Genomic DNA, 25,521 nt, shown 5'->3' on the forward strand with positions numbered 1-25,521 from the left:
GCGGCGGGTTGAGATGAGCGGCTGGTCGATGAGCGGACGGCTGGGGTACGGCTGCGGGGCCTGCGGGATGGGCGGCGGGCGAGGCTTGGCGGGCCGCTCGTGAGCATGCTGCCGGCGGGTGGGCGGCTTGGCTTGAGGGCGTGTGGTGGTGATGCGGTTTGGCGGGTCTGCGCGTGAGCAGGGCCGCGGTGGGGTCGCGAATTGGCCGGAGAGCGCGTGGCGGTGACGCAGGTCTGCCGGTGAAGTGCTGGCCGATGTGCCTGGGCCGGGGGGTCTGTCGCGGCGAGGCAGGGTCGTGCGGGTGGGCCGCGCGGCGGAGGCGAGGTGCGGTTGGGCGGCACTTACCGCTGCGGATGTGCTCGGCAAGGACGTGGAGCTGCGGGGTGATCGGTCCGAGTCTTCAGCGGTCGCCGCCAGCGGGTGTGTCGGTATGGGCCTCGTGAGCGCTCATCCCGGTGAGAACCGTGACAAGCGCTCACGAGGCTTTTTTCGGCGGGGGCGGGTCTGTGAAGCTCCGGCTCGCCCAGGCGCGGCGCATACCCAGCCAAGCGCCCGGGCGAGCCCGCCGCGCCTGCTCTAGGCCCCCTCCTGCCAGCGGCTCAGCGGCAGCGCCGGAACCCGGTGCCCCCGGTGCCCGACCATCTCCTCATTCGCCACCAGCGCGTTCAGCACCGCCTCCTCCACCGCCTGCACCACCGCCTCGAAGAACGGGTCGATCGCTCCCCACGGCACGAACCGCAGGCTCTCGTAAGGTTCGTCGTCCGGTCGCGGGAAATGGCTGGTCAAAGCCCCCGCGTTCGCCGTGCTGAAGGCCAGGAACAGGTCTCCCGAGAAGTGCGACCCGGTGGTTCCGGTCCGCGCCAGGCCCAGCGGCACCCGGCGGGCCAGCGCGGTGCACTGGCCAGGCAGCAGGGGCGCGTCGGTCCCGATCACGACGATCACTGACCCCGCGCCGGCCGGAGCGAGCCAGCTCGTGTCGGCCATGGGGTTGTCGTCGGCCAGTTCGCCGCCCAGGTGCGTGCCGGCCACGGTGAGTTCCGAGCGGCTTCCGAAGTTCGCCTGCACCAGCGCGCCGACGGTGTAGCTGTCCGAGCCATGCGCCACCACCCGCGACGACGTGCCGGTCCCGCCCTTGAAGCCGTAGCAGGTCATGCCGGTACCGCCGCCTACCGAGCCCTCCGCGATGGGGCCGGAGGTCGCCGCGTCGATGGCGGCGACGGCGTGCTCGGTTCGGATGGTCGGGGCGTTGACGTCGTTGAGATATCCGTCCCACGTCTCTGCCACAACTGGCAGCAGCCACTCGGCGGCGGCGTCCGGGCGCTCGCGGACGACCCAGTCGATCGTCCCCCGATGGCACTGTCCGACCGAGTGCGTGCTGGTGATCAGAACCGGCAGGGTCAGCGAACCCGTCTCGGCAAGCCAGGCGCGGCCGGTCATTTCGCCGTTGCCGTTCAACGAAAAGGTGCCCGCGGAGCAAGGCACGTCGAACTGGTCGCGGCCGCGCGGCAGGATCGCGGTGACGCCCGTCCGCACCGAATCGCCTTCGATCAAAGTGGTGTACCCGACCTCGACGCCTGGGATATCAGTGATCGCGTTGTGCGGTCCGGGCTTGCCGCCGAGGGCGAGTCCTAGGTCGCGGGCGCGGGTCATGCGGGGTCCTCCAGGGAGCATCGGGTCGAAACGCGGGCGTAGGACAGCACCATCGACTCGGCGACGGACCGGTCGAGCGGCGGGACTGCTTGCGTCAGGTGCAGTCCATACCCGTCTTCGAGGGTGACGAGGTTGCGGGCGATGGTGACCGGGTCGTCGGTCAGGTCGAAAATCCCCGTCGCCGCACCGGCTTCCAGGATGCCGACATACCCGCGGACCTGGCGTTCGTACAGCGCGATGTGCCGCGCGGCGTACGCCGGTTCGCGGCGGGCGATGGTGCCCAGTTCGTACAGCAGCACGCACAGCTCGTCGTTCTTGCCGTTCGGCAGCCCGCTGCTGATCATCGCGCGCATCCGGGCGCGCGGGTCGGACTCGGCCGCGACCGCGGCTTCGCGCGCCACGCAGAACCGTTCGACGGCCTCCTGCTGCACGTCTTCGAGCAGGTCGCTCAGGGAAGGGTAGTAGTACAACAGGGAACCCGGCGACATGCCGGCGTGGTCCGCGACGTCGCGCAGCTTCAGGTTCAGCACGCCGCGTTCGACGACCGTGTGCCGCGCCGCCGCGACCAGTTCCGCCCGCCGCTCGGGGGCCTTGCTCGGTCTTGCCATGCCTTGATTCTTTGAACAAATCGCGAAAAACGCAACCCCCGATCGGATCGAGACCGCCATAGTCTTGACGTGGCGGGCGCGAGGGCCTTAGCTGAACGCCCAGCTGGTTATTTGAGTTCCATTCAAACAACGGACTTCAGCAACGACGTGATGGAGGCCAGCGTTGTCCACCCCTGTCTTGCGCCGCGGGTTGCGCACCCTCGGCATGCTGCTGATCACGCTTTCCGCGATCAGCCCGGCGTCCTCGGTGTTCGTCATCGCGCCGGGCGTCCTCGCCGGCGCCGGATCGGGCGCCTTCTACGCGTTCCTCGCCGCCGCCGTGGTCGGCATCTTCATGGCCTTCGTGTACGCCGAACTGGGCTCGGCCTTCCCGAGCGCGGGCGGCGAGTACACGATCGCCGCCCGCACGCTGGGCAAACTGCCCGGTTTCATGGTGCTGGGCATCATGATCGTGACGCAGGTGCTGATCGTCGCGGTGATCGCGCTCGGCGTCGGCACCTACCTGAGCGTGGTGCTGCCCGGCGTGTCCCCGGCGGTCGTGGCGTCGGTGACGTGCGTGCTCGCCGCGATCGTCGCGGTGTTCGACATCAAGCTGAACGCCTGGGTCACCGGCGTTTTCCTCGCGGTGGAGCTGCTCGCGCTGGCCGTGGTGGCGGTGCTCGGGCTGGCCAGCCCGGCGCGTCCGTTCACCGATCTGCTCGCGCATCCGGTCGCGCCGGGCGGCGGTCCGGCGACGATCAGCGCGGTGATGATCGCGACCGCGATCGCGATTTTCGCCTACAACGGCTACGGCTCGGCTGTCTACTTCGGAGAGGAGACCAAGGACGCCGGACGCGGGGTGGCGCGCGCTGTCCTCATGGGACTCGGGGTCACCGTCCTGGCCGAACTGGTCCCGGTCACCGCGGTGCTGATGGGCGCACCGGATCTCGGCGCTTTGTTCAGCTCTCCCAACATGTTGTCGTACTTCGTGCAGGCCCGCGGCGGGACCACTTTGGACACTGTGCTGAGCCTCGCGGTCGCGCTCGCCATCATCAACGCCGTGCTCGCGATCGTGCTCATCAGCTCCCGGCTGGTGTTCAGCAGCGGCCGCGACCTCGCGTGGCCGAAGGCGATGAACCGCGCGCTGTCCGCGGTGCATCCGAAGTTCGGCACCCCGTGGGTCGCGACGCTGGCGACTGGCTTCATCGCCGCCGCACTGTGCTTTGTGGACCCGCAAATCCTGACAGTCGTGACCAGCACGTCGATCGTCGTGGTGTACGCGGCGCTGTGCCTCGGCGCGATCTTCGGCCGCCGCTCCGGAGCGACGGCGGGGGCGAAGTACCGGATGCCCGGGTTCCCGATCGCGCCGGTAGTGGCGTTGGTGGCGCTGGCGTTCGTGCTGTACGTGAACGCGACCGACCCGGTGATCGGGCGGCCGAGCCTCATCGTCACGGCGGGGATCGCGTTGCTGGCGTTGGGATATTACCTCGTGGTGCTGCGTCGCCGGGGCGGCTGGCAGCTGAGCGAGGCGGTGGAGGAAGAGGCCGAGCCCGCGCCGGTGCGGGAGACCACCTAAGCCGCGGCTGGACCGTCCACTGAGGACGTGGGCGGTCCGGTTGTCCTGCCGCGCCGGGTCCGGGATGATGCCCGGGTGCGGGTTTCAGTGCTGGACACGTCGCCGATCGTCGCGGGATCGACCGCGCGCGAGGCGCTGCGGCGCACGGTCGACCTCGCCGAACTGGCCGACGAACTGGGATATCACCGCTATTGGCTGCCCGAACACCACAGCATGCGCGGGGTCGCGAGCGCCGCGCCCGCGGTAGCGGCCGCCCGGATCGCGGACGCGACGAAGAGGATTCGCGTCGGCGCGGGCGGAGTCCTGCTGCTCAACCATCCGCCGCTCGTCGTCGCCGAGCAATTCGGCACGCTCGCCGCGTTCCATCCGGGCCGGATCGACCTCGGACTCGGCCGCGCGCTCGGCGGTCCGCAACGGGTGGCGGAAGCCCTGAAACCCGGCCTGGCGGAGAGCTTTCCCCGCCGCGTTAAGGAATTGCTGGAATACTTCGCCGATACCGACCAGCCGCTGCGCGCGACTCCCGCCCAAGGGAACGTTCCGGACATCTGGCTGCTCGGCTCAAGCACGGCAAGCGCACACCTCGCTGCGGAACTCGGTCTGCCCTACGCGTTCGCCTACCACCTCCGCCCCGCCGAAGCCGCCGCCGCGACCCGGATCTACCGCGAAAACTTCCGTCCCGGTCGGACACTCGAGCCGTCCATTGTGGTCAGCGTCGCGGTCGTCGCCGCGGCGACCGAAGACCGGGCCGAATGGCTGGCCAGGTCCATTCGGGCTAAGGCATTGAGCCGTTCGCGCGGCGAGCGGATCTTGTTGCCGCGCCCGGAAGACGCGGTCGTGGACCCGGCGGTCGGCCCCGGCCCGGTCCTCGCCGGAGCCCCGGCGGCACTGCGGAATTCGTTGCGCACAGTCATCGCCGAAACCGGCGCGGACGAGCTGATGATCACCACTGCGGTGCACGACCACGCGGAGCGGAAACGGTCCTATGCGCTGGTCCGGGAGATCTCGGACGCCTTGCCGTCGCGCGATTGATCCCGTTTTGTCCGGTTGATCGCCGCGAAACCGGCTCCGGCGCACGGGGTTTCCCCAACGTTCAACCTGGCGCGGGTTCGCATGTCACTTGTCGTGCCTAAGTTCCTCACGGCTTCGGAAAGTGGGGAATCATGAACACCAGCGACGCGGTGCGAGCCCGCGCGATCACCAAGTGTTTCGGCGACGTGCTCGCGCTGGACGCCGTCGATCTCGACGTGGCGTACGGCGAGATCCACGGGCTTGTCGGACCGAACGGCGCGGGCAAGACCACCCTGCTCGGCCTGCTGCTCGGACTCGCGGTCGCGGACGAGGGCGAACTCGAGATCCTCGGCCGTCCGGTCGGCCGTGCGCTCGCCACCCCGGACGGCATCTCCGGTTTCGTGGACGGGCCGGGGCTGTACCCCTCGCTCACCGCGCGGCAGAACCTCGCCGCGCTGGCCTCGCTGCGCGGACAGACCGTCGACCTCGACGACCTCCTCGCGCAGGTCGGGCTCACCGACGTCGCCGACGACCGGACGCGCGGGTTCTCCCTCGGCATGCGCCAGCGCCTCGGCCTCGCTGCCGCGCTGTTGACCAAACCGCGGCTGCTGATCCTGGACGAGCCCGCCAACGGCCTCGACCCGGCGGGCAAGAAACACGTGCACAGCGTGCTCACCCGGCTCGCCGACGAGGGCACCGCGGTGGTGCTGTCCAGCCACCGGATGGACGACCTCGAAGCGCTCTGCTCGGAGGTCACCATCCTGTCCGCCGGCTGCGTGGTTTTCACCGGCCCGCTGGCGAAACTGTCCTCAGAGGACAGAGAGCTGGCCTACCGTCTGGTCACTTCGGACCAGAAAGCTGCGCGCGAGATCGCCGCGAACGTCCCCGGGTTGCGGATCGACGACACCCAGACCCCGCGCGGACAGGCCGACATCCTGGTGGTGAGCGGCCTCGTGCCCGCCTTGGACGACCTGGTCGCGCGGGTCGTCGGCAAGGGCATCGGCGTACGGGAGCTGGCTCCGGTCGTTTCGCCGCTGGAGGCGGCATTCCTGGAGCTGACGGAGCAGGGGGAGAAGCGATGACCGTCCTCGAGGCCCCGGAAGCACCGGCCTCCGTCCGCCCGGTCGGACTGGGCCGCGGTTACCGGTTCGAGCTGGTGAAACTGGTGTCGCAGTGGCGGATCCGCGTGTTGCTGCTTGCCTGCTGGCTCGCGCCCGCGGTGTTCGTCGCCGCGGTCAGCCAGCAAAGCGACCTGCCGGTGGACACTCTCTTCGGCCGTCTGATGAACCTCACCGGCTGGGCGGGCCCGCTGGTACTGCTCGGATTCGCCGGCAGCTACGCGCTTCCGCTGCTGACCTCGCTGGTCGCCGGGGACGTCTTCGCCGCCGAGGACCGGCTCGGCACCTGGCGGCATCTGCTGGTGGCGATGCGGTCGTACCGGCGGATTTTCGTCTCGAAGGCACTCGCCAGTCTCACCGTGATCCTGTTGCTGGTCCTCGGCTTGGCGGTGTCCAGCACGGTCGGCGGCCTCGTCGCGGTCGGCGGGCAACCGCTGATCGGGCTCGACGGACACCTGCTGTCCTCGGGCGACGCGGCGGTGAAGGTCGTGCTCGCGTGGATCTGCGTGCTCGCTCCGACCCTTGCCCTGGCGGGAATCGGCTTGCTCGGCTCTGTCGCGTTAGGACGGTCGCCGATGGGCCTGCTGCTGCCCGCGATGGTCGCGCTCGTGATGGCGGTGGCGCAGCTGCTGCCGCTGCCGGTCGTGGTGCGGCTCGCGTTGCCGACGTACGCGTTCATCTCGTGGAACGGGCTCTTCACCGATCCCGCCCAGCTCGGTCCGTTGCTGATCGGCGTGGGCGTGAGCCTGGTCTGGGCAGTGGTCGCGACTGCACTGGCCTACGTGCTGTTCCTGAGACGCGACTTCACCGATCTGACATATGACGGAGCGGGTCGTCGCATCTTAACGGCGGGCTTGCTGCCGCTGGCCGCGCTGATCGGCGTCACGGCGGTGGTTGTCGCGGTCGCGACGCCGGCGTCCGGTTCGGGCATCGACCAGGCGAAGCTGCAGCAGTCGCTGTCGACCGAGTTCGCGCACCTCTACCGGATCCAGGCCGCCCAGCTGCACCGGCCGGACGTCACGGAGGAGCAGCTCGCGGCGAGCACGGAATGCACGAAGGGCGGCGGCCTCGTCGAAGCCGAAGGCCCCGGCAACGACTGGCGGTGCGTCGTCTCGTGGCATCTCCCTGGTATCTCAGCGACCGGGCAGGCGATCTACCAGCTCGATGTCACCTCGGACGGGCGGTATGTCGCCGACGGCGACGGACCGAAGGAAGTGAACGGCTACTTCCAGGTGCGGACCCCGGAGGGGGACCGGCCCAACCCGCTGTGGCAGTTCGACGGCAACGTCGAGCTGCTCTCCTCCACGAAGGGATGAGGACATGCAAGTAACGCGCCGTCGCAGGCGTGGCGGGAAGAACGGACTCCGCAGATCCCGCAAGCTGCGCTTCGTCACGGCGGGGGCGTCCGCGGTCGCTCTCGTCGCCGCCGGCTCGGGCATCGGCCTCGCCTCCACCAAGCAGTTCGGCACCGACCAGGTCGGCCAGGAAACCGAAAACGGCCTGACCATCTCCAGCGACCAGTACCTCAAGCCGATCGGCGAGCGGCTGGTCCTGGGAGGCGGCAAGATCATGTCGTCGGCGGTCAGCCCGGACGGCAGCCACCTCGCCGCGCTGACCGCCGACGGCGGCATCGCGCTGACCATCGTCGACCTGAAGAGCTGGAAGGTGCAGCAGCTCGTCGGCAAGGACAAGAAGGCCGACCTGCAGCTGCCCGGAAACGACGTCGGCCAGGAAGGCCCGACGTACTCGCCGGACGGCACAACGCTGTGGCTGGGCCAGATCGACGGCTACCGCAAGTTCGCCGTCAACCCGGACGGCAGCGTCGCGAACCCGGCGTTCGTGCCGATCCCGGCCGACGGGGACAAGCATTCCCTTGCCGCGGGCGCGATCTTCTCCGCGGACGGGTCCACTGTGTACTCGGCGGTGAACGGCCAGAACCGCGTCGTCGCGATCGACGCGGCCAGCGGCCAGCTCAAGCAGAGCTGGACCGTCGGCAACGCGCCGCGGGCGCTGGTGCGGATCGGCAACCGGATCTACGTCAGCAACGAGGGCGGCCGCGCGGCGAAGCCGGGCGACACCACGATCAATTCGTACGGCACCGACATCGTCGCCGACCCGAAGACCGCGGCCGCCACCACCGGCACGGTCAGCGTGATCGACCTGGCGAACCCGTCCGCTCCGGTGAAGAGCATCGACGTCGGCCTGCACCCGACCGCGTTGCGCGCCAAGAACAACACCCTGTTCGTGGCGAACACCGGGGGCGACAGCGTTTCGGTGATCGACGCCCAGCGCGACGTCGTGGTCCAGACCATCGCGACGCAGCCGTGGCCGGAAGCGACGGTCGGCTACGAACCGACCGACATCGCGCTCACCGACGACGGGCACCTGCTGGTGACCCTCGGCCGGGCGAACGCGGTCGCGGTCTACCGCTACTGGTTCCCGCAGGCCCCCGCCGCCTTCATCGGACTGCTGCCGACGGACTACTTCCCGTCTGGTATCTCAGCCTCGGGCAACAACATCCTCGTCGCGAACACCCGCGGCATCGACGCCCGCCGTCCGACCACCGCGGCCGGGCACGCGACGCACGACACCACGTCGAGCCTGCAGCGGTTCACCCTGCCGACCGACTGGCAGACCTGGACGCAGACCTCCCGGGTGTTCAAGCAGAACGGCTGGACGCCGGGTTCGGTGCAGAATGCGTACGGCAACCGCGACGTCAAGCCGGTTCCGGTGCCGCGGCGGCTCGGCGACCCGTCGACGATCAAGCACGTTTTCCTGCTGGTCAAGGAAAACCGGACGTATGACCAGCTCTTCGGCGACATGGCGAAGGGCAACGGCGACCCGGCGCTCGCGCAGTTCGGCAAGGCGGTCACGCCGAATCAGCACGCGCTGGCCGAGCAGTTCGGCTTGTACGACAACACTTACGACATCGGCACGAACTCGGCCGAGGGGCACAACTGGCTGATGCAGGCGGACAACCCGGAGTACACCGAGTCGTCCGCGGGCGAGTACAAGCGCAGCTACGATACTGAGGACGACGCGCTGGGACACCAGCGCAGCGGTTTCCTGTGGACCGGGGCGCAGGCGGCGGGCAAGACCGTCCGCGACTTCGGCGAGTTCCACCAGTTCCTGACCAAGCCCGCGGGCGCGAGCTGGCAGAACCTGTACTGCGATTCGAAGAACATGGCCGCGACCGGCGCGCCGACCGCCTACCCGCTGGTCTCGTCGTCGCCGATCCCGTCGCTGAACAGCGTTTCGGTGCCGGGCTTCCCGAAGTTCGACACCGCGGTGCCGGACCAGTACCGGTACGAGATCTGGAAGAACGACTTCGAGAAGAACGGCCCGGCGGACCTGAACATGTTCTGGCTGTCGAGCGACCACACCGGCGGACCGCCGAGCCCGGCCGCGCAGGTCGCCGACAACGACCTGGCCGTCGGCAAGATCGTGGACAAGATCTCGCACAGCCAGTACTGGAAGGACTCGGCGATCTTCGTCGTCGAGGACGATTCCCAGGCCGGACTGGACCACGTCGACGGGCACCGCGCCCCGGTCCAGATCATCAGCCCGTACGCGCAGCGCAAGCTGACCGACAGCCGGTACTACTCGCAGATCACCATGATCCGCACCATCGAGCAGATCCTCGGCATCCACCCGATGAACCAGAAGGACAGCGCGGCCACCCCGATGGCGACCGCGTTCACGCCGCGGCCGGACTACACGCCGTTCACCGCGGTGCCGAACCAGACGTCGCTGACCGCGGGACTGAAGACCCCGCCGCCGTGCGGCACGGACAACGTCCCGACCGCCTCCACCGCAGCGGCCTCGGCGGCGGTGCCCGCGGACAAGCAGCAGTTGGCGCAGCAGTGGCAGCAATGGCAGGCCCAGCAAAAGCTGACCGGCCCGAACGCCACGGCGGACTACGCCAACCCCGCGCAGATGGACCACTTCACGTGGTACCAGGTGCACGGATGGACCCAGCCGTATCCGGGCGAGGACAAGATCTTCGCGCCGGATCAGGTGCCGGGTGCGTTCATCCCGTCGGCCGATTCGGACGGCTGATCCGGTAGCTGGGGAAGCCTCTGTCCGCCGGTGTGCGGGCAGAGGCTTTCTCGGTTTCAGCCCCGCCGCGGGGGCGGGCAAGTCGCGGACGCCCCGCTTTCCAGGTGGCCACCGTGATATCTCAACGTGCATGCGGTGGTGGAGCACTGGCGGCGGCTGGCACTGTTGGCACTCGAGGGCCCGCACGCCGACGCGTTGCGCCACTGATCCGGGTCTCAATGCGCGATGTCGACTACTACCCGGCGGATCTGGTCGGCAGGCACTTCCTGGCTGCTCACCCGGAATGGCACCCGATCCCGGACACCGATGGCGAAAGTGCACTGACCTTCGAAAGAACCCGCGAAACGGACCGCGCGCAAGGACGCCCAACCGGTTGGCTGTGCTAAATAATCGCCGATTTGCGCGAGCACGCGACCGGGTTGGTGTCCACTGTCATCGAAGCCTTGCGCAGGTGCGCGAATTACACCTTGCAGGACTGCGTTTCCGGGAACTGGCAAAGGCTTCCCGGAAGGATCGGCGGTCACGAGCGGCACATACCGCACGGTGAATCCGGCTGCGCCCGCGCCATTGACGGTGAATACCACTTCGTCGTAACACTCATGCCAGCTGACCGTGACCAGGTATAACGCATTCGTGGTCGAACCGGAGCTTTCTTTGCTTCCGGTGCCCCAATTCCGCGTCGAGGTGCAGGAGGGCTGACCGTCCGAACGGGACGGTCCTGCGGTCGCCTTCTGGGCTGCCGTGGTACTGGGAGCGGCGATGCTCGACGGCGCTGGGACGGCAGTAGGCCCGCCGCACGCGGAAAGGAGCAGAATCCCGGCCGGGAGCGCGCACCGGAGGGGAAGTCTGCGCAGCGGTGGAGGAGTGGTGTTCATGACGCGCCTGCCTGGGTAGCCGCCGCGAGGGCGGTCGAAGGTCCCGGGGCAGGCCGGGCGGAATGCGGTCAGTGTGCGGCTGGACGGGCGGTTCGGCGACGAAGGTGACGCAGTCGCAGGGATTTCGTCGCCGAACCGTTGCCCGGAATCAGCCGGTCAGGACCCGGTGTGCTGCTCCGGTTCCAGCGAGTTCCCCGGCGGGATGTGCCCGCAGCTGGACGGCGCGGCTTTGCCCGCGAAGCGGTCGTTGAGCCAGGCGATCGCGGCCGGGGCCCACACCGGGACCGCGGTGGCGTGGCTGAGCGCGTCGTACTGCGTGTACTTGATCGAGGTGTTTCCGGTGTCGCAGTACTGATTCGCGAGCGCCCGGACGTCCCCGGCCACCATCACGCCGTCGCCGGTGCCGATGCCCGGCTCGTTGCTGACCGTGCCTTCGAGCGCGCCGTTGTTGGCCTGCGCGATGAATCCGGGAATCGACGGCGTCGCCGCCGAGCCGATGTTCACCTTGTTGACCGCGTCGACGAACGGCGGCACCGAATCCGGGTCCGCGTACTCCGGCTTCACGAGCTTCTGCCAGGTCAGCCCGGGGTAGTGGCCGAGCGCGTTGGCGATCGACGCGTGCTCCAGCTCGGCGAGCACCTTGAGGCCGTACTCGCTGGCGTACGGCTTGAGGTCGATGTCGTAGCTGCGCGCGACCCCGATCAACGCCATCGGGATCACGCCGGACCAGACCGGGCTGCCGCCGACGTACTTGAGGTTGTGCGCGGGGTCGACGAGCACCCCGCCCTCGGCGAAACCGACGAGGTTCTTCTCGACCTCCGGCGCGTAGCTCCCGGCGATCGCCGACGCCCAGCCGGTCGCGATCGCGCCGCCGGAATAGCCGAGGAGGCCGAATTTGGTGTTTTCGGTCATTCCGGTTCCGGACGCGTGCGTCGCGGCGCGAATGGAGTCCAAAGTGGTCTTGCCGTATTCCGGACCCGCCGCGAAATCGGCGGTCGGGCCTTCGGTGTCCGGGATGACGACGCTGTACCCGAGCGCGAGCGCGGGCGCGATGAGCAGCGACTCGGCGTTCGGCAGCAGGCCGCCGAGCCGGACGTCGCCCGCGATCGCGCGGGACGGTGCGTCCGCAGGGTCCAGCGAGTCGTACGCGGACTGGTACGACACGGCTTTTCCGTTGTTGTTCAAGGGATTGCGGACGACCGAGGTGACGTTCGCGGTGGGGTTGCCGCGCGCGTCGGCGGTCCGGTAGAGCAGCTGCGTGGCCTGTACTGGGGTCGGGAAGCCGAAGACGTGATATGTCAACGTCCGCGTCTTCAATACGGTGCCCGGCGCGTACGACGAAAGCGGCGTGCTGCCGTCGTAGCTGTAGAAGGAATCGGCCGAGGCCGCGGCGGGCAGCGCGACGGCGGACGTGATCGCGAGAGCGGCGGCGGCGATCAGCGCACGGACGGGTTTCGGGATCATGACTCCCCTTTGAACCATGAAGTGGATCACGACTGGCGGGTAACTTACCAGCGAGTAGGTATTCGCACAACTACGGAAGGTGCAGGCAGGGCCGGCGCGGGAGGCTCAGGCGGGCCCGGCGTAGGCGGCGGCGAGCGCGGCGGCGCGGTCGTGGATCGCGGTGCGCAACGCTTGCGGGGCAAGGACTTCCGCGTTCCCGGCGAGCTGCCACAGCGCCCATTCGGCGTGCCGGGAATCCTGGAAAGCCGCCTCCAGCTGAAGCCATCCGTTGGTACTGGTTTCTTCCCGGTGAATCGCGAGCGCGGTGCGGGTCAATTCTTCTCGCTGCTCCGGGCGAATTCGGACTAGTGCGACGATGCGGTCGCCTCCGGTGCGGAACCGGGTGCTGCGTTCCTGCCACGCCCGGCCCAGGTCCACTCGATCCGGCCGCTGCGCGGGTTCGTCGAGTTCCTCTGCGGCCAGCACCCGGGACAGCCGGTAGATCCGGTCCGCACCGTCGCGCGTGGCCAGCAGATATCCCAGCTTCCGCACGGTGACCAGTCCAATCGGGTGCACTGTGCGCCATTTCGGGGCTTGGTTCACCGCTTGGTAGCGGATGCGCACCTGGTGTCCGGCGAACACCGCGCGGCGGATCTCGGCGACCACGGCGTCCGGCACCTCGTCGGCGACCGCGCGGCGGGAGAGGAGGTCGGTTTCCGGGTCGATGAGCAATCGTTCGGCCACGCCCGCGGCCGTCGCCCGATGGCTTTCCGGCAGCGCGTCGACCACCTTGAGCATGGCCGAAGCCAGCGCCGAACCGAGACCGAACGCCTGCGCGCCGCGCCGCGACCCGGCGACCAGCAAGGCGAGTGCTTCGTCGTGGTTCAGCCCGGTGAGCTCGGTCTGAAATCCGGGCAGCAGCGCGAAACCGCCGTTCCGCCCGCGTTCGGCGTAGACCGGGACGCCCGCCGCGGACAACGCGTCGATGTCGCGCAGCACGGTGCGAGTGGACACCTCCAGCTCGCGCGCGAGGGTGGCCGCGGACAGCCGGCCGCGCTGGCGCAGCAGCAGGACCAGCGAGACCAACCGGTCGGCGCGCATGCCGGAAACTCTACCTAATACGTGACACAAGATGTCGTCTATTGCTTGCGAGGCTGCTCCGGGTACTGCTGAGAACGCGAATGGAGCAAGTGGTGGAGCGAACGACTGTCAACCCGTGGGCGTGGTCGACGGCGATGGGATACAACCAGGGCGAACTGGTCTCCGGGCCGGTCCGGACCCTGTACTGCTCCGGGCAGACCGCGATGAACGGCGACGGCGAACCCCAGCACGCCGGGGACATGGCGAAGCAGGTGGCGCTGAGCCTCGACAACGTGGAAGCAGTGCTCGCCGAAGCGGGCATGTCGCTGGAAAACCTGGTCCGGCTCAACGTCTACACGACCGACGTCGACCTGCTTTTCCAGCACTACGGCGTCCTCGCCGCCCGCCTGGCCGCGGCCGGCGCCGCCCCGGCGACCACGATGCTCGGCGTGACCCGGCTGGCGATCCCGACCCTGCTGGTCGAACTGGAGGGAACCGCGGTCGCCGACCGGTAGCTCCCTTGCCTCGGCCCGCCCGCGGATAAGACGAGGCAGGCCGGAAATGGCGCGCTGGCCGGTCGCTTCGGCGGCTGGCCAGCGACGCCCGGTTCGCCGACCGCGACCAAGCAGCGATCCAAGCGGCAGGCAGCGGATCTCTCGGAACGGTCTGTGCCATATCACCGGTGGCGGCTGGGTGTCGTCGGCTGGCCACCCTGATCGCCGCCGAACGAACCCGCCGCGGCACCCCGTGAGCCGTCCGGTGGAACCGCTCTTGCCCAGGTCAGGGCGGTAGCGCATGCTGGACTCCGCAGGGACGCGGCGGAGGTGACACCCATGGCGGCTGAGCCGACCTTGATCGGGTCCGTGCAGCGCGCGCTGCACCTGCTCGACGCGGTCGGCGCGAGTGAACGGCCGGTGCCGGCCAAGGTGCTCGCCCGGACAGTCGGGCTGCCGCTGCCCACGACGTATCACCTGCTGCGCACCCTGGTCCACGAGGGATATCTCCGCAAACTCGAAGACGGCTACGCGCTCGGCAGCCAGGTCAGCGAACTGCGCCAGCACACGTCGCTGCACGCCTTGCTGCCGAAGATCCGCCCGGTGCTGCGAGCCCTGCGCGACGAGGTGCACGGCGCGGCCTACCTCTCGCTCTACTCCGACGGCGACATCAAGCTCATCGACATCGCCGACGGCCCGGCCGCCCCGTCGGTCGACCTGTGGGTCGGCGTGCACGAATCGGCGCACGCGACGGCGTTCGGCAAGTGCATCCTGTCCGGTCTCGACAGCGAGGGCCGCCGGGATTATCTGTCGCGCCATCAGCTGGCCGACCTCACGCCGCACACCATCACCGACAGCCGGGTCCTGGAGCAGCGGCTGTCGCAGAGCGGTGATGTATTCAACGACCGCGAGGAGTATCTGCTCGGCACCGCGTGCTTGGCGACGATGGTCCGCACGCCGGGTGCGTTGGGTGCGGTCGCGATCTCCCTGCCCGCGCGACGGCTGGGCTCCGCGCCGTTGCAGTCGTTGCGCCGAGCAGCCCAACGGGTGTCTCGCGCACTGGCCGTCACGCGCTGAACCGGCCCGTTATCACCATCTGAAATCCCGCCCGTTGTCCGCCGGGGAAAGCCCGGCGAAAGTGGCCTCCAGAGCGAACGGGAGGTCCGATGGAAGCGCAGGACAGGCTGGCCCTGTACCGCACGATGGTCCTGATCCGCACCTACGAGGAGGCCATCCTCCGCGAGTACCACGCCGACAAGAAACCCGTCTTCGACATCGGCGCCGGCCTGATCCCCGGCGAGATGCACCTGTCCGCCGGGCAGGAACCGGTGGCGGCGGGCGTCTGCGCGCATCTCACCGGCGACGACGCGGTCACCGCGACGCACCGGCCGCACCATTTCGCCATCGCGCACGGCGTCGATCTCCACCGGATGACCGCTGAGATATTTGGCCGGGCAGCTGGACTGGGCAGCGGCCGCGGCGGGCATATGCACCTGTTCGACCCCGCCGTGCACTTCTCCTGCTCCGGCATCATCGCCGAGGGCTACCCGCCCGCGCTCGGGCAGGCGCTCGCGTTCCAGCGCCGCGGCACGGACCGGGTCGCCGTCGCGGTCACCGGCGAGGGCGCGGCGAACCAGGGCGCGTTCCACGAATCGCTCAACCTCGCGGCGTTGTGGAAGCTGCCGGTGGTCTTCGTGGTGGAGGACAACGACTGGGGCATCTCGGTGCCGCGCAGCGCGTCCACGTGTGTCACGTCGAACGCGGACCGCGCCGCCGGGTACGGGATTCCGGGCGTACGCGTCGAGGACAACTCGGTCGAGGCGGTCCACGAAGCAGCGGGCCAGGCGGTCGCGCGTGCTCGTGCTGGTGCGGGACCCAGCCTCCTCGAGGTGCACACACTGCGGTTGTGGGGCCACTTCGAGGGCGACGCACAGGGTTATCGGTCCGATTTGGACGGTGTACCCGGGCGGGATCCGTTGCCCACCTACGAGAACCAGCTGCGTGCCGACGGCGCTCTCGACGACGCGAAGGTCGCCGAATGCAAAACCGCGGCCAGCGAACGAGTCGAAGCGGCGATCGCGTTCGCCAAGGAAAGCCCCGAGCCGGACCCCGCCACCGCGCTGGATTTCGTATTCGCGCGAGCCTGACGACACAGCGAGGAGACGCAGCAATGACGCTCACCGAACCCTCCGCGCCCGCCGGGCGGAAACTCAGCACCGCGAAAGCGATGGTCGAGGCCATCGCGCGGGAAATGGAGCACGACGAGCGGGTGTTCGTGCTCGGCGAGGACGTCGGGTCCTACGGCGGGATCTTCAGCTCCACCACGGGGTTGCTCGACCGGTTCGGCCCGCGCCGGGTGCTCGACACGCCGATTTCCGAGACCGCCTTCATCGGCGCCGCGATCGGAGCGGCGGTCGAGGGCCTGCGGCCGGTCGTCGAGCTGATGTTCGTCGATTTCTTCGGCGTCTGCATGGACCAGATCTACAACCACATGGCGAAAATCCATTACGAATCCGGCGGGAACGTGTCCGTGCCGATGGTGCTGACCGCCGCGGTCGGCGGCGGATATTCGGACGGGGCACAGCATTCCCAATGCCTGTGGGGAACGTTCGCGCATCTGCCCGGGATGAAGGTCGTCGTGCCGAGCAATCCCGCGGACGCCAAGGGGTTGATGACTTCCGCGATCCGCGACGACAACCCGGTGGTGTACCTGTTCCACAAGGGAGTCATGGGCTTGCCGTGGATGGCGAAGAACCGCCGCTCCATCGGCCCGGTCCCGGAAGGCGACCACGAGGTTCCGATCGGCAAGGCGAACGTCGTGCGCCCGGGCAGCGACGTCACCGTGGTGACGCTGTCGCTGTCGGTCCACCACGCGCTGGACGTCGCCGACGAGCTGGCCGGACAGGGCGTCGACTGCGAGGTCGTGGATCTGCGCAGCCTGGTCCCGCTGGACACCGACACGATCCTCGGCTCGGTCGGCAAAACCGGCCGGTTGCTCGTGGTCGACGAGGATTACCTGTCGTTCGGCCTGTCCGGCGAGGTGATCGCCCGCGTCGTGGAGCGGGATCCGACCCTGCTGCGCGCCCCCGCGGCGCGCGTAGCGGTACCGGACGTGCCGATTCCGTACGCGCGACCGCTGGAGTACGCGGTGCTGCCGACCCCGGCGCGGATCCGCCAGGCCGTGCTCAACCTGGTGGGCGCATGACCGACGTTCCGTTCCCCGTCCTGTCCGACAACGACCCGGACGGCGAGGGCGTCCTCGCCACCTGGTTCGCCTCGGACGGGGCGACGGTCCGCGAAGGCGAGCTGATCGCGGAGGTCGCGGTGGACAAGGTCGACGCGGAAGTGCCGGCCCCGGCTTCCGGCGTGGTGCGGTTTCTGGTGGGGGAGGGCGAGGTGGTGAAGCAGGGCGCGCCGATCGCCCGCATCGAATGAAGACGCACGGGTCGCCCCGTGCTGGCGACGGGTCGCCGCCGGGTCCCACCGTTGCCCGGCGGCGGCCCGTGTGTCGCGTTCAGACGACGTTCGCGAACTGGCCCGGCTGGTACAGCCCGGCCGGCGTGCGCACGATGACGTTCATCCGGTTCGCCGCGTTGATCAGCCCGATCAGGCAGATCAGGGCGGCGAGCTGGTCGTCGTCGTAGTGCTCGCGCGCCTGCGCCCACACTTCGTCCGAAACCTCGCCGCGGTCGGCGATCCGGGTGGCTTCCTCGGTCAGCGCGAGCGCGGCCCGCTCGGCCGGGGTGAACACGGTCGCCTCGCGCCAGACGGCGACCAGGTGGAGCCGTTCCGCGGTCTCGCCGGCCGCGGTGGCGTCCTTGGTGTGCATGTCGGTGCAGAAGCCGCAGCCGTTGATCTGGCTGGCCCGCAGCGAAACCAGCTCCTGCGTCGCCTTCGGCAGCGGCGCGTTGTTCAGCAGCATGCTCAGCCCGGCGAACCGCTTGGCGAGCGACTTGCCGAGGTCGTTGTTCATCAGGTCGAACCGTGCGCTCATCAGATCCTCCAGTGTGGTGAAGCGGATGCCCATGAGATGCCGGCCGCCCGCCGGATGTGACAGTTTTGGCTGTGACCCGCGTCGCATCCGGAAAACGGGTGGCCCGGCCGCCGGGACGGGACGCAGAATGCGGAGATGGCCGACCACGGCGGGACCGCGCGGGCGACCGGGCTGAGCCTGGTCTCCTGGACGCTGTTCGCGAGTTCCGGCCCGCTCGCCAAGGCGGTGCTGGACGCGGGCTGGAGCCCGGCGGCGGTCACGGCGGTCCGGATCGGCCTCGCCGCGGTTCTGCTCGTACCCGGCGTCGCGCTGCTGCGGCCTCGGGCCTTGCGGTTCGGGCGCGGGGAATGGTGGCTGCCGCTCGGTTACGGACTACTCGGCGTCGCGGGCGTGCAGCTGTTCTTTTTCCTTGCGGTGTCCCGGATTCCGGTCGCGGTGGCGATGGTGCTGGTGAACCTGTCGCCGGTGCTGGTCGCGCTGTGGGTGCGCGTCGTGCGGCGGACGCGGCTGCCGGCGGCGGTGTGGCTGGGCATCGCGCTGGCGATCGCCGGGCTGGTGCTGATCGCCGGTCTCGGACCGGGTGCGAGGCTGGACTTTCTGGGCGTCGCGGCGGGAGTGGCGTCGGCGGTGTGCTCCGCGGGCTACTTCCTGCTCGGCGAACGCGGTGCGCGGCGGCACGATCCGCTCGGGATGACCGCGGCCGGGCTGGCGATCGGGGCGGTGGCGACCATCGCGGTAAGTCCATTGTGGACGTTGACGATCGCCTCGAGCCCGGTGCCGCTTGGCAGCGCGACGATCCCGGTCTGGCTGGTTCTGCTGATTCTGGCTGTCTTCGGCACTGTGCTGCCGTATTTGGCGGGGCTGCACGCGTTGAGCGGCTTGCCGGTCGCCCTGGCCGGAGTCCTGGCGCTGGCCGAACCCTTGGTCGCCGCCCTGCTCGCGTGGCTCTTGCTGGGCGAGGCGCTGGGTCCGGTGCAGCTGCTCGGGGTGGCGGTGCTGCTCGGCGGAGGAACGTTGGCGCAGACGGGAAAGCTTGCCCCGCGGCCGGAACCGGCTGCGGGGCAAGCGAACCCGGTTACATCTTCGCCGCGCCGGCCTTGATCGCCTCGCGGATCCGGGAGTAGGTGCCGCAGCGGCAGACGTTGCGGATCTCGTCCAGGTCGGCGTCGGTGATCTCGCGGCCCTTCGCCTTGGCCTCCTTGACCTTCGCGACCGCCGCCATGATCTGGCCGGGCTGGCAGTAGCCGCACTGCGCGACGTCGTGCTCCAGCCAGGCCTCCTGCATCGGGTGCAGGTCGGCCTTCACCGTGTCCGGCAGACCCTCGATCGTGGTGATCTCGTCGGTGGCCTTGATGTCGGCCACCCGCACCGAACACGGGTTGAACGCCTTGCCGTTGAAGTGCGACGTGCAGGCCTTGCACACGTTGATGCCGCAGCCGTACTTCGGGCCGCGCACGCCGAGCACGTCGCGCAGGACCCACAGCAGCCGCACATTGTCGTCGACGTCGACGGACACCGGCTTCCCGTTGAGGATGAAGGTGTGCTTGCTCATCGGTGGCGTGCTCCTCAGAAGGTCCAGTCGAGGCCGTCGGTCGGCGATTCGGGAACGGGCGGAACGAACGACTTGACCTCGAAGCCGATCGGGTCGTCGTGGTTGATCGGGAACCGCTTCGGGACCTTCCCGGTCGCGCGGGCGTACGCGCACGCGACGGCCGCCACGGAACAAGCGACGCCCGCCTCGCCGCCGCCGCCGGGCTGCTCGCCGTTGGACGGCATCGCGATCGCGGTGAAGTCGTGCGGGATGTTCCACTGGCGGGTGTAGAAGTAGTTGTCCCAGCTGGCTTCCAGGAAATGCCCGTCCTTCAGGTGGACACTGCTGGTGAGCGCGAGCGCCAGCCCGTCGGAGAAACAGCCCATCATCTGCGCTTCGAGCCCGCGCGGGTTGATCACCAGCCCGGCGTCGATCGCGATGACCGCCTTCGTCACGCGCGGCCCGGTGACGCCGTCGCGCACCTTGCGGTTGACCGTTTCCGGGCGGCAGTCGATTTCCACCAGGCAGGCGCTCGCGCCCTTGTATTCCTTGTGGATCGCGATGCCCTGCGCGGTGCCCGGGGCCATCTTCCTGCCCCAGCCGCCGACCTCGGCGACCTTGCGCAGCACGCCCTTCACCTTGTCGCTCTTGAGGAATTCCATCCGGAAGTCGTACGGGTCCTTGCCCATCGCCTTGGCGAGCATGTCCACCACCAGCTCGTTGGCGCAGCCGACGTCCGGCGAGTAGACGTTGCGCATCGACCCGGTGTTGAACCGCTGGTCGGTTTCGGTGAGCGTCTGGTCGACGACGCCGAAGTTGTACGGCATTTCCTGGCTCAGCACGAAAACCGCCTCGGCGACCCCGAGGTTGCCCAGCCCGGTCGGGAGTTTCGTGGCGACCGAGGTCAGCATTTCGCCGAGCCCGTGCCGGAACGACGTCTCCACGGAGGTGTGCCGCTGCTCGAAGGTGAGCACGTTCCCGGCGAGCACGGTCGCCCGGATCCGCGACGTCGCCATCGGGTGCAGCCGTCCCTGCCGCGGTTCGTCGGCGCGGTGCCACATCAGCCGCACCGGCTTGCCGAACGCCTTCGACGCCTGCGCCGCTTCGACCGCGTGGTTGCCGAAAAGCTTGTGGCCGAAGGAACCGCCGCCGGTGACGACGTGGACCTTCACCTTGCCCTGCGGCAAGCCGACCGCCTGCGCGACCTCGCCTTGGGCGACGATCGGCGACTTCAGCCCGGCCCAGATCTCCGCGCTGCCGTCGCGGACGTCGGCGACCGCGCAGTACGGCTCCAGCGCGGCGCTCGAGCGGAACATGAATTCGAAATCCGCCTCGACCGTCTTGGCCAGCACCGGAACCTTCGGCACGGCCAGCGGAAGCTCGGCGCGGCGCAGGTTGGCGAGCACGGATTCGTCGTTCTCGCCCTCGACGCTGCCGGGGCCCCAGTCGACCCGCAGCGCGCGCACGCCGTCGATGCACTGGCCGAACGTCTCCGCGCGGACCGCGACGCCGGTCGGGATGATCGCGACGTCGGTGACGCCGGGGAGCTTCAGCACGTCGGCCTTGTTGCGAATGGCCTTCGGCGTGCCGTTGAGCGTCGGCGGACGGCAGATCATCGTCGGCAGCGCGCCGGGGATGTCCAGGTCCATCGCGAACTGCTTCTTGCCGGTCACGATGTCGAGCGCGTCGAGCCGGGTCTGCGGCTTGCCGAGCACCTTGAACTCGCTGGAGCCCTTGAGCTTGCTCGGGTCCAGCTGCACCTGCTTGGTGGTGCTGGACGCGGCCTTCGTCGCCAGCTCGCCGTACGTCGCCGTCTTGCCGTTCGGCGCGGTGACGACGCCGCCCTTGACGATGAACCGTTCCGCGGTCCCGCCGAGCAGGACGGCCGCCGCTTCGAGCAGCTGCTGCTTGGCGATCGCGGCGGCGACGCGGATCGGCGTGTAGGTCGAAACCGTGGTGTTCGACCCGCCGGTGAGCTGGTTGAACAGCAGTTCCGGGCGCGCCGGGGCGAGCGTGACGTGCACCTTCTCGACCGGCAGGTCCAGTTCCTCGGCGATGATCATCGCGGTCGAGGTGGTGATGCCCTGGCCGACCTCGGCGCGCGGGATTTCGAACGAGGCGCTGCCGTCCTTGTTGATGGTGACGGTGATCAGCTGCGACGTCGGGAGCCCGGCGTCGGTGAGCGCGTCGTTGAGGTCGTACAGCTCGGGCGGCTGCGGAGCCGACGGGACGGCGGCCGCGGCGGGGGTGGAGAGCCCGACGTCCGCGGCGACGACGAGGGTCCCGGCCGCGACGACGTACCCGAGGAACCCGCGCCGGGAAACGCCCGCGCGCTCCTTCCCGGTGTCCGGCTCGGAGTGACTGAGAGTCACGCTGATTCCCCTTTCGAGGTAAGGACCGCGTGCCGGAAGGCAACACGTGCACGCGGGTGGTGGTGAGGGACCACCTTGCCGGGTGAATCGGGGTGTGAGTGTTCAAGTTCTGTACAGCGGCAGCGGAGAGCGATGGTTATCCTGCTGCGCGTCACCAACGAAGGTGGAGATCCGCGTGAGCTCGATGACGTCCTCGCGCAGCGTGGTGCTGCGGGAACCGATCGCCCAGTCCTGGCGGCGTGCCTCGCTCGCCGGAGTGCGTCCCGAAACCGCGCTGCTCGACCTGCGGTCCGAGGAGGTCGACCCGGCCAGCAGGCTGCTCTCGGCGGCCGCGCCGGTGCTGGCGGACCTCGACGACCGGCTCGCCGGAACCGCGATGTCCACGGTGCTCGTCGACCACGACGGCAGGCTCGTGCACCGGTGGAGCGCCGACCGCGCCGTCGAAGACTGCCTCGACCGGCTGGGCATCGGGGTCGGCACCTGCCTGCTGGAGGACGAGGTCGGGACCACCGGTCCGGGCACCGCGCTGGAAACCCGGTCGAGCATCGTGGTGCACGGGGAGGAGCACTACGCCGAGGCGTTGCGCGGATTCAGCTGCTACGGGCACCCGATTTTCCATCCCGTCACGCGCAGGCTGGAAGGCGCGCTCGACATCACGCTGCTGGCCGCCGAGGCGAATCCGCTGCTCGCGCCGCTGGTCGCGAAGGCCGTGGAGGAGATCGAACGGCAGCTGCTGGAGGGCAGCCGGGTCTCGGAACGGTCGCTGCTGGCCGCTTTCCAGGCGGCGTCGCGGCCGACCCGTCCGGTGGTCGCGATCGGCCCGGACCTGTTGCTGTGCAACCAAGCCGCCGCGGACCTGCTGGAAGGCGCGGACGTCGCGCTGCTGTGGAACCTGGCGGGCGACGCGGCCGGACCGTCCGAAATGGAGACCGAACTCCGCTCCGGCCAGCGCGCCCGGGTCCGGGCCGAACCGGTGCCCGGCGCCCGGGGCGGAGTGCTGGTCGAGATCCGCCCGCTGAGCGCGACCGAGGCCCGGCGCACGCGCCGTCGCGGTGCTGTCGAGCCGCGTCCGACGGCTGGTCACGTGCACATTTCCGGCCCGCCCGGGACCGGCCGCACCACCGAGGCGCGGTTGCGAGTGCCGGAGGAACCGTGCACCACGCTGACCGGCTCGGAAGCGGTGCTCGGCGGGTCAGCGGCCTGGGCCGCGCGCTTCACCGCCGCGGTCGAGACGGGTTCCGGCAGCATTTGCGTGGACGGCGCGGACCTGCTGCCCGCCGAACTGGTCGACCTGGTCGCCACGCACGCCGCCCGCGGAGTCGGCCCGCACCTCGTGCTGACGACCGGCCCGCGCGAGGGGCTGACCGGCCCGGAACGGGCGCTGATCGCGTCGTGCGCGGAGAACGTCGAACTGCTGCCGCTGGCGCACCGGCCGGACTTTCCCGAGGTCGCGGCACGAATGCTGGCCGAACTCGGAGCCTCGCGCACGCATAACATCACGCCAGGGGCGCTGCGGATCCTCGGCTCGTACGACTGGCCGGGCAACCTGCCGGAACTGCGCGGCGTGCTGAGCCAGGCGATCCGCAAACGCTCGGCGGGCGCGATCGGCCCGGCCGACCTGCCGCCCGCTTTGGTGGCCGACGCTTCGGGACCCGAACTGGCCCCGATCGAGCGAGCCGAACGAAACGCGATCGTCGCGGCGTTGCGCTCGGCCGGGGGGAACAAGGTGCGGGCGGCGAGCACGCTGGGGATTTCGCGGACGACGTTGTATGCGCGGATGCGGGCGCTGAAGGTGCCGGGTTAGTTCGGCTCGCGGGTCAAGGCGCGGACCCTGGTTGCCGGGGCGTTGTGGTTGCTGGGGAGGCGTCCCGGATCGCCGGATTCTGGCCGGGCAAGGCTAGCTGGCGGTTAACGGGCGGCCTCGCGCGGTTTTCTACCCGATCGGGTGACGCGGCGAGGAGTCGTTCGGTCTTCGCCCACCGCCACGCCCATTCGACGCGGTCCACAAAGGACGGTCCCGGCACGGCCAACCGGCCCGTGATGAGGTCGATGTCAGCCTCGGCGGTGCGACGGTTGGCGACGCCCGCGCGAATCAGCCGCACCGGGTCGAACAACGCTGCCTTCGTCGGCGAGTTGTGACCGCGTGAGATCTCACCGGCGTTCAGTTGACATTGTTCCGGGACGCGGTAGCTCCCCCCTGCATTGGCGACCGCCACAACGCCCGGGCCGAATCTCTGGGCTTCCGTCCAAGGCTGCCGCGATCAGGCCGGATCGATACTTGCGCCCATCGACCCGCCGCGGTCGGGACATCGAGGCTCCGGAGGTTCCCAGCAGATGACGCCGCCCCTGCCCCAGACCGTGGACGAGGCGCTTCACCAGGCCTGTCGCACCGTGTTGCACGAGAAGTCGTTCGCCGGCGGGCTCTCGATGGCGGTCACCGACCGCGACGGGATTCTCGCGTCCGGTGCGTTCGGACACGCCGATCTCGCCGCCGCCCGGCCGACGACCGAAGACACGCTGTTCCAGATCGGCTCCATCTCCAAAGGCATGACAGCCGCGCTGCTGTTGCGGGCGCGCGACGCCGGGCTGGTCGATCTGGACCGGCCGCTGACCGAATACCTGCCGTGGTTCTCCGTCCGGTCCGCGCACGCGCCGATCACCCTGCGCCATCTGATGTCCCACACCGCCGGGATCGTCGGGGGCACCGACGTTTCCGGCGATTCCGCCTTCGAGGTGTGGGCGCTGCGCGACACCGAAGCCACGACGCCGCCGGGAACCTGGTTCCACTACTCGAACGCCGGTTACAAGGCGCTCGGGCTGGTCCTGGAAGTGATATATCAACGGCCGTATCAGGAAATCCTCGGCGACTTCCTGGCCGAAGCCGGAATGCCGGACGCCGTCCCCGCGGTCACCCAGGAGATCCGAGCCCGCAGTGCCGTGGGATACGAGCCGCGCTACGACGACCGCTTCCCGGTTCGCGAGGACGGGTTGGTCCCGGCGACCTGGATCGAGACCGCCACCGCGGACGGCAGCGTCGTCGCGAACGCTCGCGACATGACGGCCTGGCTGCGGCTCCTGATGGGCTCTGGGTCCGCGGTGCTTTCCAGCGAAGCGCTGAAAGATCTCACGAGCCCGGAGATCCGGATCGAGGGGGAAGACTATTCGTACGGCCTCGGCATGCTGATCAGCGAGTTCGACGGCCGCCCGCACGTCTGGCACACCGGCGGCATGATCGGCTACTCCGCGGCGATCGCCTGCGACGTCGACGCCGGAATCGGGGCCGTCGTGCTGGCGAACGGCAGGGGACCGTGGCAGGAGACCGTCGTGCACCTCATCGCCGCGACGCGAGCCGCCCGGAGCGGAGAACCAGTGCCGGAATTCGTTCTGCCGGAAGGGAAAAGTCCGGAACCGCCGGCCCCGGACGACCCGCCCGCGCAGTGGGCCGAGATTGTCGGGCACTACCGCTGCCACAACCCGTGGCTGTCCAATCTGCGCGTCTACGCCCACGACGACCGGCTGTGGGTGTCGATCGCCGGCCGCCCGCCGGAGGAACTCGTCCCGCTGCCGGACGGCTCGTTCCGCGTCGGCGAGGACGAACGGCTGCCGGAACGGCTGAAGTTCGACGTCGTGCTCAACGGGGTCGCGGTCCGCGCCGACTACTGCGGATGCCCGCTCTACCGCACCTTCACGCCCTAGGCGGCGTTGCGGAGAAACTGTTTTCGCCGCGCGGCAGT

At 69.5% G+C, this 25,521-nt stretch carries 21 protein-coding genes; 13 read left to right on the plus strand and 8 right to left on the minus strand.

Going from position 1 to position 25,521, the window contains the following annotated elements; genetic code table 11:
• Positions 1-576 precede the first annotated feature (576 nt).
• Both F9C11_RS16525 and F9C11_RS16530 read right to left on the minus strand, forming a co-directional pair.
• Positions 577-1,650, minus strand: a complete 1,074-nt coding sequence (locus tag F9C11_RS16525) for a P1 family peptidase (RefSeq protein ID WP_409185750.1) — start codon at positions 1,648-1,650, stop codon at positions 577-579.
• Positions 1,647-2,258, minus strand: coding sequence for a TetR/AcrR family transcriptional regulator (locus tag F9C11_RS16530; protein ID WP_409185751.1), 612 nt, complete (start codon positions 2,256-2,258; stop codon positions 1,647-1,649). The genes F9C11_RS16525 and F9C11_RS16530 overlap by 4 nt, the downstream gene beginning before the upstream one ends.
• 163 nt (positions 2,259-2,421) lie before the next feature.
• On the opposite strand from F9C11_RS16530, the gene F9C11_RS16535 reads away from it, so the two are divergent.
• The 5 genes from F9C11_RS16535 (at position 2,422) to F9C11_RS16555 (ending at position 9,998) form a co-directional block, all read left to right on the plus strand.
• Complete coding sequence (locus tag F9C11_RS16535) at positions 2,422-3,813, plus strand: APC family permease (RefSeq protein ID WP_409185752.1); 1,392 nt, start codon at positions 2,422-2,424, stop codon at positions 3,811-3,813.
• Between the two features lie 75 nt (positions 3,814-3,888).
• Entirely contained in the window at positions 3,889-4,842 is a 954-nt protein-coding gene (locus tag F9C11_RS16540) for an MsnO8 family LLM class oxidoreductase (protein WP_409185753.1), read from the plus strand.
• A 131-nt stretch (positions 4,843-4,973) separates the two neighbouring features.
• Positions 4,974-5,903 (plus strand): ABC transporter ATP-binding protein, encoded by a 930-nt coding sequence (locus F9C11_RS16545; protein ID WP_409185754.1) that lies wholly within the window; start codon positions 4,974-4,976, stop codon positions 5,901-5,903.
• Positions 5,900-7,255, plus strand: a complete 1,356-nt coding sequence (locus F9C11_RS16550) for an ABC transporter permease (protein WP_409185755.1) — start codon at positions 5,900-5,902, stop codon at positions 7,253-7,255. Before F9C11_RS16545 ends, F9C11_RS16550 begins: the two co-directional genes overlap by 4 nt.
• Before the next feature lie 4 nt (positions 7,256-7,259).
• Positions 7,260-9,998, plus strand: a complete 2,739-nt coding sequence (locus F9C11_RS16555) for a bifunctional YncE family protein/alkaline phosphatase family protein (RefSeq protein ID WP_409185756.1) — start codon at positions 7,260-7,262, stop codon at positions 9,996-9,998.
• A 215-nt stretch (positions 9,999-10,213) separates the two neighbouring features.
• Here F9C11_RS16555 and F9C11_RS16560 read toward each other — a convergent pair whose 3' ends face one another.
• From F9C11_RS16560 to F9C11_RS16570, 3 genes are all read right to left on the minus strand, one after another.
• Entirely contained in the window at positions 10,214-10,582 is a 369-nt protein-coding gene (locus F9C11_RS16560; protein ID WP_409185757.1) for a hypothetical protein, read from the minus strand.
• A gap of 447 nt (positions 10,583-11,029) precedes the next feature.
• A complete protein-coding gene (locus tag F9C11_RS16565; protein ID WP_409185758.1) occupies positions 11,030-12,337 on the minus strand; it encodes a lipase family protein in 1,308 nt (435 codons plus the stop codon).
• 105 nt (positions 12,338-12,442) lie between these two features.
• Positions 12,443-13,417 carry a helix-turn-helix transcriptional regulator gene (locus tag F9C11_RS16570; RefSeq protein ID WP_409185759.1) on the minus strand — a complete coding sequence of 325 codons (975 nt, stop codon included), beginning with the start codon at positions 13,415-13,417 and terminating at the stop codon, positions 12,443-12,445.
• Between the two features lie 92 nt (positions 13,418-13,509).
• Between F9C11_RS16570 and F9C11_RS16575 the strand changes: the two genes are divergently transcribed.
• The 5 genes from F9C11_RS16575 (at position 13,510) to F9C11_RS16595 (ending at position 17,325) form a co-directional block, all read left to right on the plus strand.
• Positions 13,510-13,911, plus strand: coding sequence for a RidA family protein (locus tag F9C11_RS16575; protein ID WP_409185760.1), 402 nt, complete (start codon positions 13,510-13,512; stop codon positions 13,909-13,911).
• 318 nt (positions 13,912-14,229) lie between these two features.
• Positions 14,230-14,967, plus strand: coding sequence for an IclR family transcriptional regulator (locus tag F9C11_RS16580; RefSeq protein WP_409185761.1), 738 nt, complete (start codon positions 14,230-14,232; stop codon positions 14,965-14,967).
• An 89-nt stretch (positions 14,968-15,056) separates the two neighbouring features.
• A complete protein-coding gene (locus F9C11_RS16585; protein WP_409185762.1) occupies positions 15,057-16,037 on the plus strand; it encodes a thiamine pyrophosphate-dependent dehydrogenase E1 component subunit alpha in 981 nt (326 codons plus the stop codon).
• Positions 16,038-16,060: 23 nt separating this feature from the next.
• The gene (locus tag F9C11_RS16590) at positions 16,061-17,095 is read left to right on the plus strand and encodes an alpha-ketoacid dehydrogenase subunit beta (protein WP_409185763.1); all 1,035 of its coding nucleotides are present in this window, start codon (positions 16,061-16,063) and stop codon (positions 17,093-17,095) included.
• Entirely contained in the window at positions 17,092-17,325 is a 234-nt protein-coding gene (locus F9C11_RS16595; RefSeq protein ID WP_409185764.1) for a biotin/lipoyl-containing protein, read from the plus strand. The genes F9C11_RS16590 and F9C11_RS16595 overlap by 4 nt, the downstream gene beginning before the upstream one ends.
• Before the next feature lie 79 nt (positions 17,326-17,404).
• Here F9C11_RS16595 and F9C11_RS16600 read toward each other — a convergent pair whose 3' ends face one another.
• Complete coding sequence (locus F9C11_RS16600) at positions 17,405-17,884, minus strand: carboxymuconolactone decarboxylase family protein (protein WP_409185765.1); 480 nt, start codon at positions 17,882-17,884, stop codon at positions 17,405-17,407.
• A gap of 135 nt (positions 17,885-18,019) precedes the next feature.
• On the opposite strand from F9C11_RS16600, the gene F9C11_RS16605 reads away from it, so the two are divergent.
• Positions 18,020-18,985 (plus strand): EamA family transporter, encoded by a 966-nt coding sequence (locus F9C11_RS16605; protein WP_409185766.1) that lies wholly within the window; start codon positions 18,020-18,022, stop codon positions 18,983-18,985.
• On the opposite strand, the gene F9C11_RS16610 is transcribed toward F9C11_RS16605, so the two are convergent.
• Positions 18,960-19,436 (minus strand): (2Fe-2S)-binding protein, encoded by a 477-nt coding sequence (locus F9C11_RS16610; RefSeq protein ID WP_009081955.1) that lies wholly within the window; start codon positions 19,434-19,436, stop codon positions 18,960-18,962. The genes F9C11_RS16605 and F9C11_RS16610 overlap by 26 nt on opposite strands.
• A gap of 14 nt (positions 19,437-19,450) precedes the next feature.
• Entirely contained in the window at positions 19,451-21,787 is a 2,337-nt protein-coding gene (locus F9C11_RS16615) for a molybdopterin cofactor-binding domain-containing protein (protein WP_409185767.1), read from the minus strand.
• Positions 21,788-21,971: 184 nt separating this feature from the next.
• Here F9C11_RS16615 and F9C11_RS16620 point away from each other — a divergent pair, with 184 nt between their 5' ends.
• Both F9C11_RS16620 and F9C11_RS16625 read left to right on the plus strand, forming a co-directional pair.
• On the plus strand, positions 21,972-23,591 hold the full coding sequence (locus tag F9C11_RS16620; protein ID WP_409186921.1) for a sigma-54-dependent Fis family transcriptional regulator: 1,620 nt from the start codon (positions 21,972-21,974) through the stop codon (positions 23,589-23,591).
• Between the two features lie 530 nt (positions 23,592-24,121).
• On the plus strand, positions 24,122-25,483 hold the full coding sequence (locus F9C11_RS16625; protein ID WP_409185768.1) for a serine hydrolase domain-containing protein: 1,362 nt from the start codon (positions 24,122-24,124) through the stop codon (positions 25,481-25,483).
• Positions 25,484-25,521 lie beyond the last annotated feature (38 nt).

It is taken from the genome of Amycolatopsis sp. VS8301801F10 (assembly GCF_046195355.1).
GTDB lineage: Bacteria > Actinomycetota > Actinomycetes > Mycobacteriales > Pseudonocardiaceae > Amycolatopsis.

Bases quoted from the DNA above. Each gene is read 5' to 3' on its own strand.
- F9C11_RS16525 (WP_409185750.1), bottom strand. From the start codon at position 1,650: ATGACCCGCGCCCGCGACCTAGGACTCGCCCTCGGCGGCAAGCCCGGA.
- F9C11_RS16530 (WP_409185751.1), bottom strand. From the start codon at position 2,258: ATGGCAAGACCGAGCAAGGCCCCCGAGCGGCGGGCGGAACTGGTCGCG.
- F9C11_RS16545 (WP_409185754.1), top strand. From the start codon at position 4,974: ATGAACACCAGCGACGCGGTGCGAGCCCGCGCGATCACCAAGTGTTTC.
- F9C11_RS16550 (WP_409185755.1), top strand. From the start codon at position 5,900: ATGACCGTCCTCGAGGCCCCGGAAGCACCGGCCTCCGTCCGCCCGGTC.
- F9C11_RS16555 (WP_409185756.1), top strand. From the start codon at position 7,260: ATGCAAGTAACGCGCCGTCGCAGGCGTGGCGGGAAGAACGGACTCCGC.
- F9C11_RS16565 (WP_409185758.1), bottom strand. From the start codon at position 12,337: ATGATCCCGAAACCCGTCCGTGCGCTGATCGCCGCCGCCGCTCTCGCG.
- F9C11_RS16570 (WP_409185759.1), bottom strand. From the start codon at position 13,417: ATGCGCGCCGACCGGTTGGTCTCGCTGGTCCTGCTGCTGCGCCAGCGC.
- F9C11_RS16580 (WP_409185761.1), top strand. From the start codon at position 14,230: ATGGCGGCTGAGCCGACCTTGATCGGGTCCGTGCAGCGCGCGCTGCAC.
- F9C11_RS16585 (WP_409185762.1), top strand. From the start codon at position 15,057: ATGGAAGCGCAGGACAGGCTGGCCCTGTACCGCACGATGGTCCTGATC.
- F9C11_RS16590 (WP_409185763.1), top strand. From the start codon at position 16,061: ATGACGCTCACCGAACCCTCCGCGCCCGCCGGGCGGAAACTCAGCACC.
- F9C11_RS16595 (WP_409185764.1), top strand. From the start codon at position 17,092: ATGACCGACGTTCCGTTCCCCGTCCTGTCCGACAACGACCCGGACGGC.
- F9C11_RS16600 (WP_409185765.1), bottom strand. From the start codon at position 17,884: ATGAGCGCACGGTTCGACCTGATGAACAACGACCTCGGCAAGTCGCTC.
- F9C11_RS16605 (WP_409185766.1), top strand. From the start codon at position 18,020: ATGGCCGACCACGGCGGGACCGCGCGGGCGACCGGGCTGAGCCTGGTC.
- F9C11_RS16610 (WP_009081955.1), bottom strand. From the start codon at position 19,436: ATGAGCAAGCACACCTTCATCCTCAACGGGAAGCCGGTGTCCGTCGAC.
- F9C11_RS16620 (WP_409186921.1), top strand. From the start codon at position 21,972: ATGACGTCCTCGCGCAGCGTGGTGCTGCGGGAACCGATCGCCCAGTCC.
- F9C11_RS16625 (WP_409185768.1), top strand. From the start codon at position 24,122: ATGACGCCGCCCCTGCCCCAGACCGTGGACGAGGCGCTTCACCAGGCC.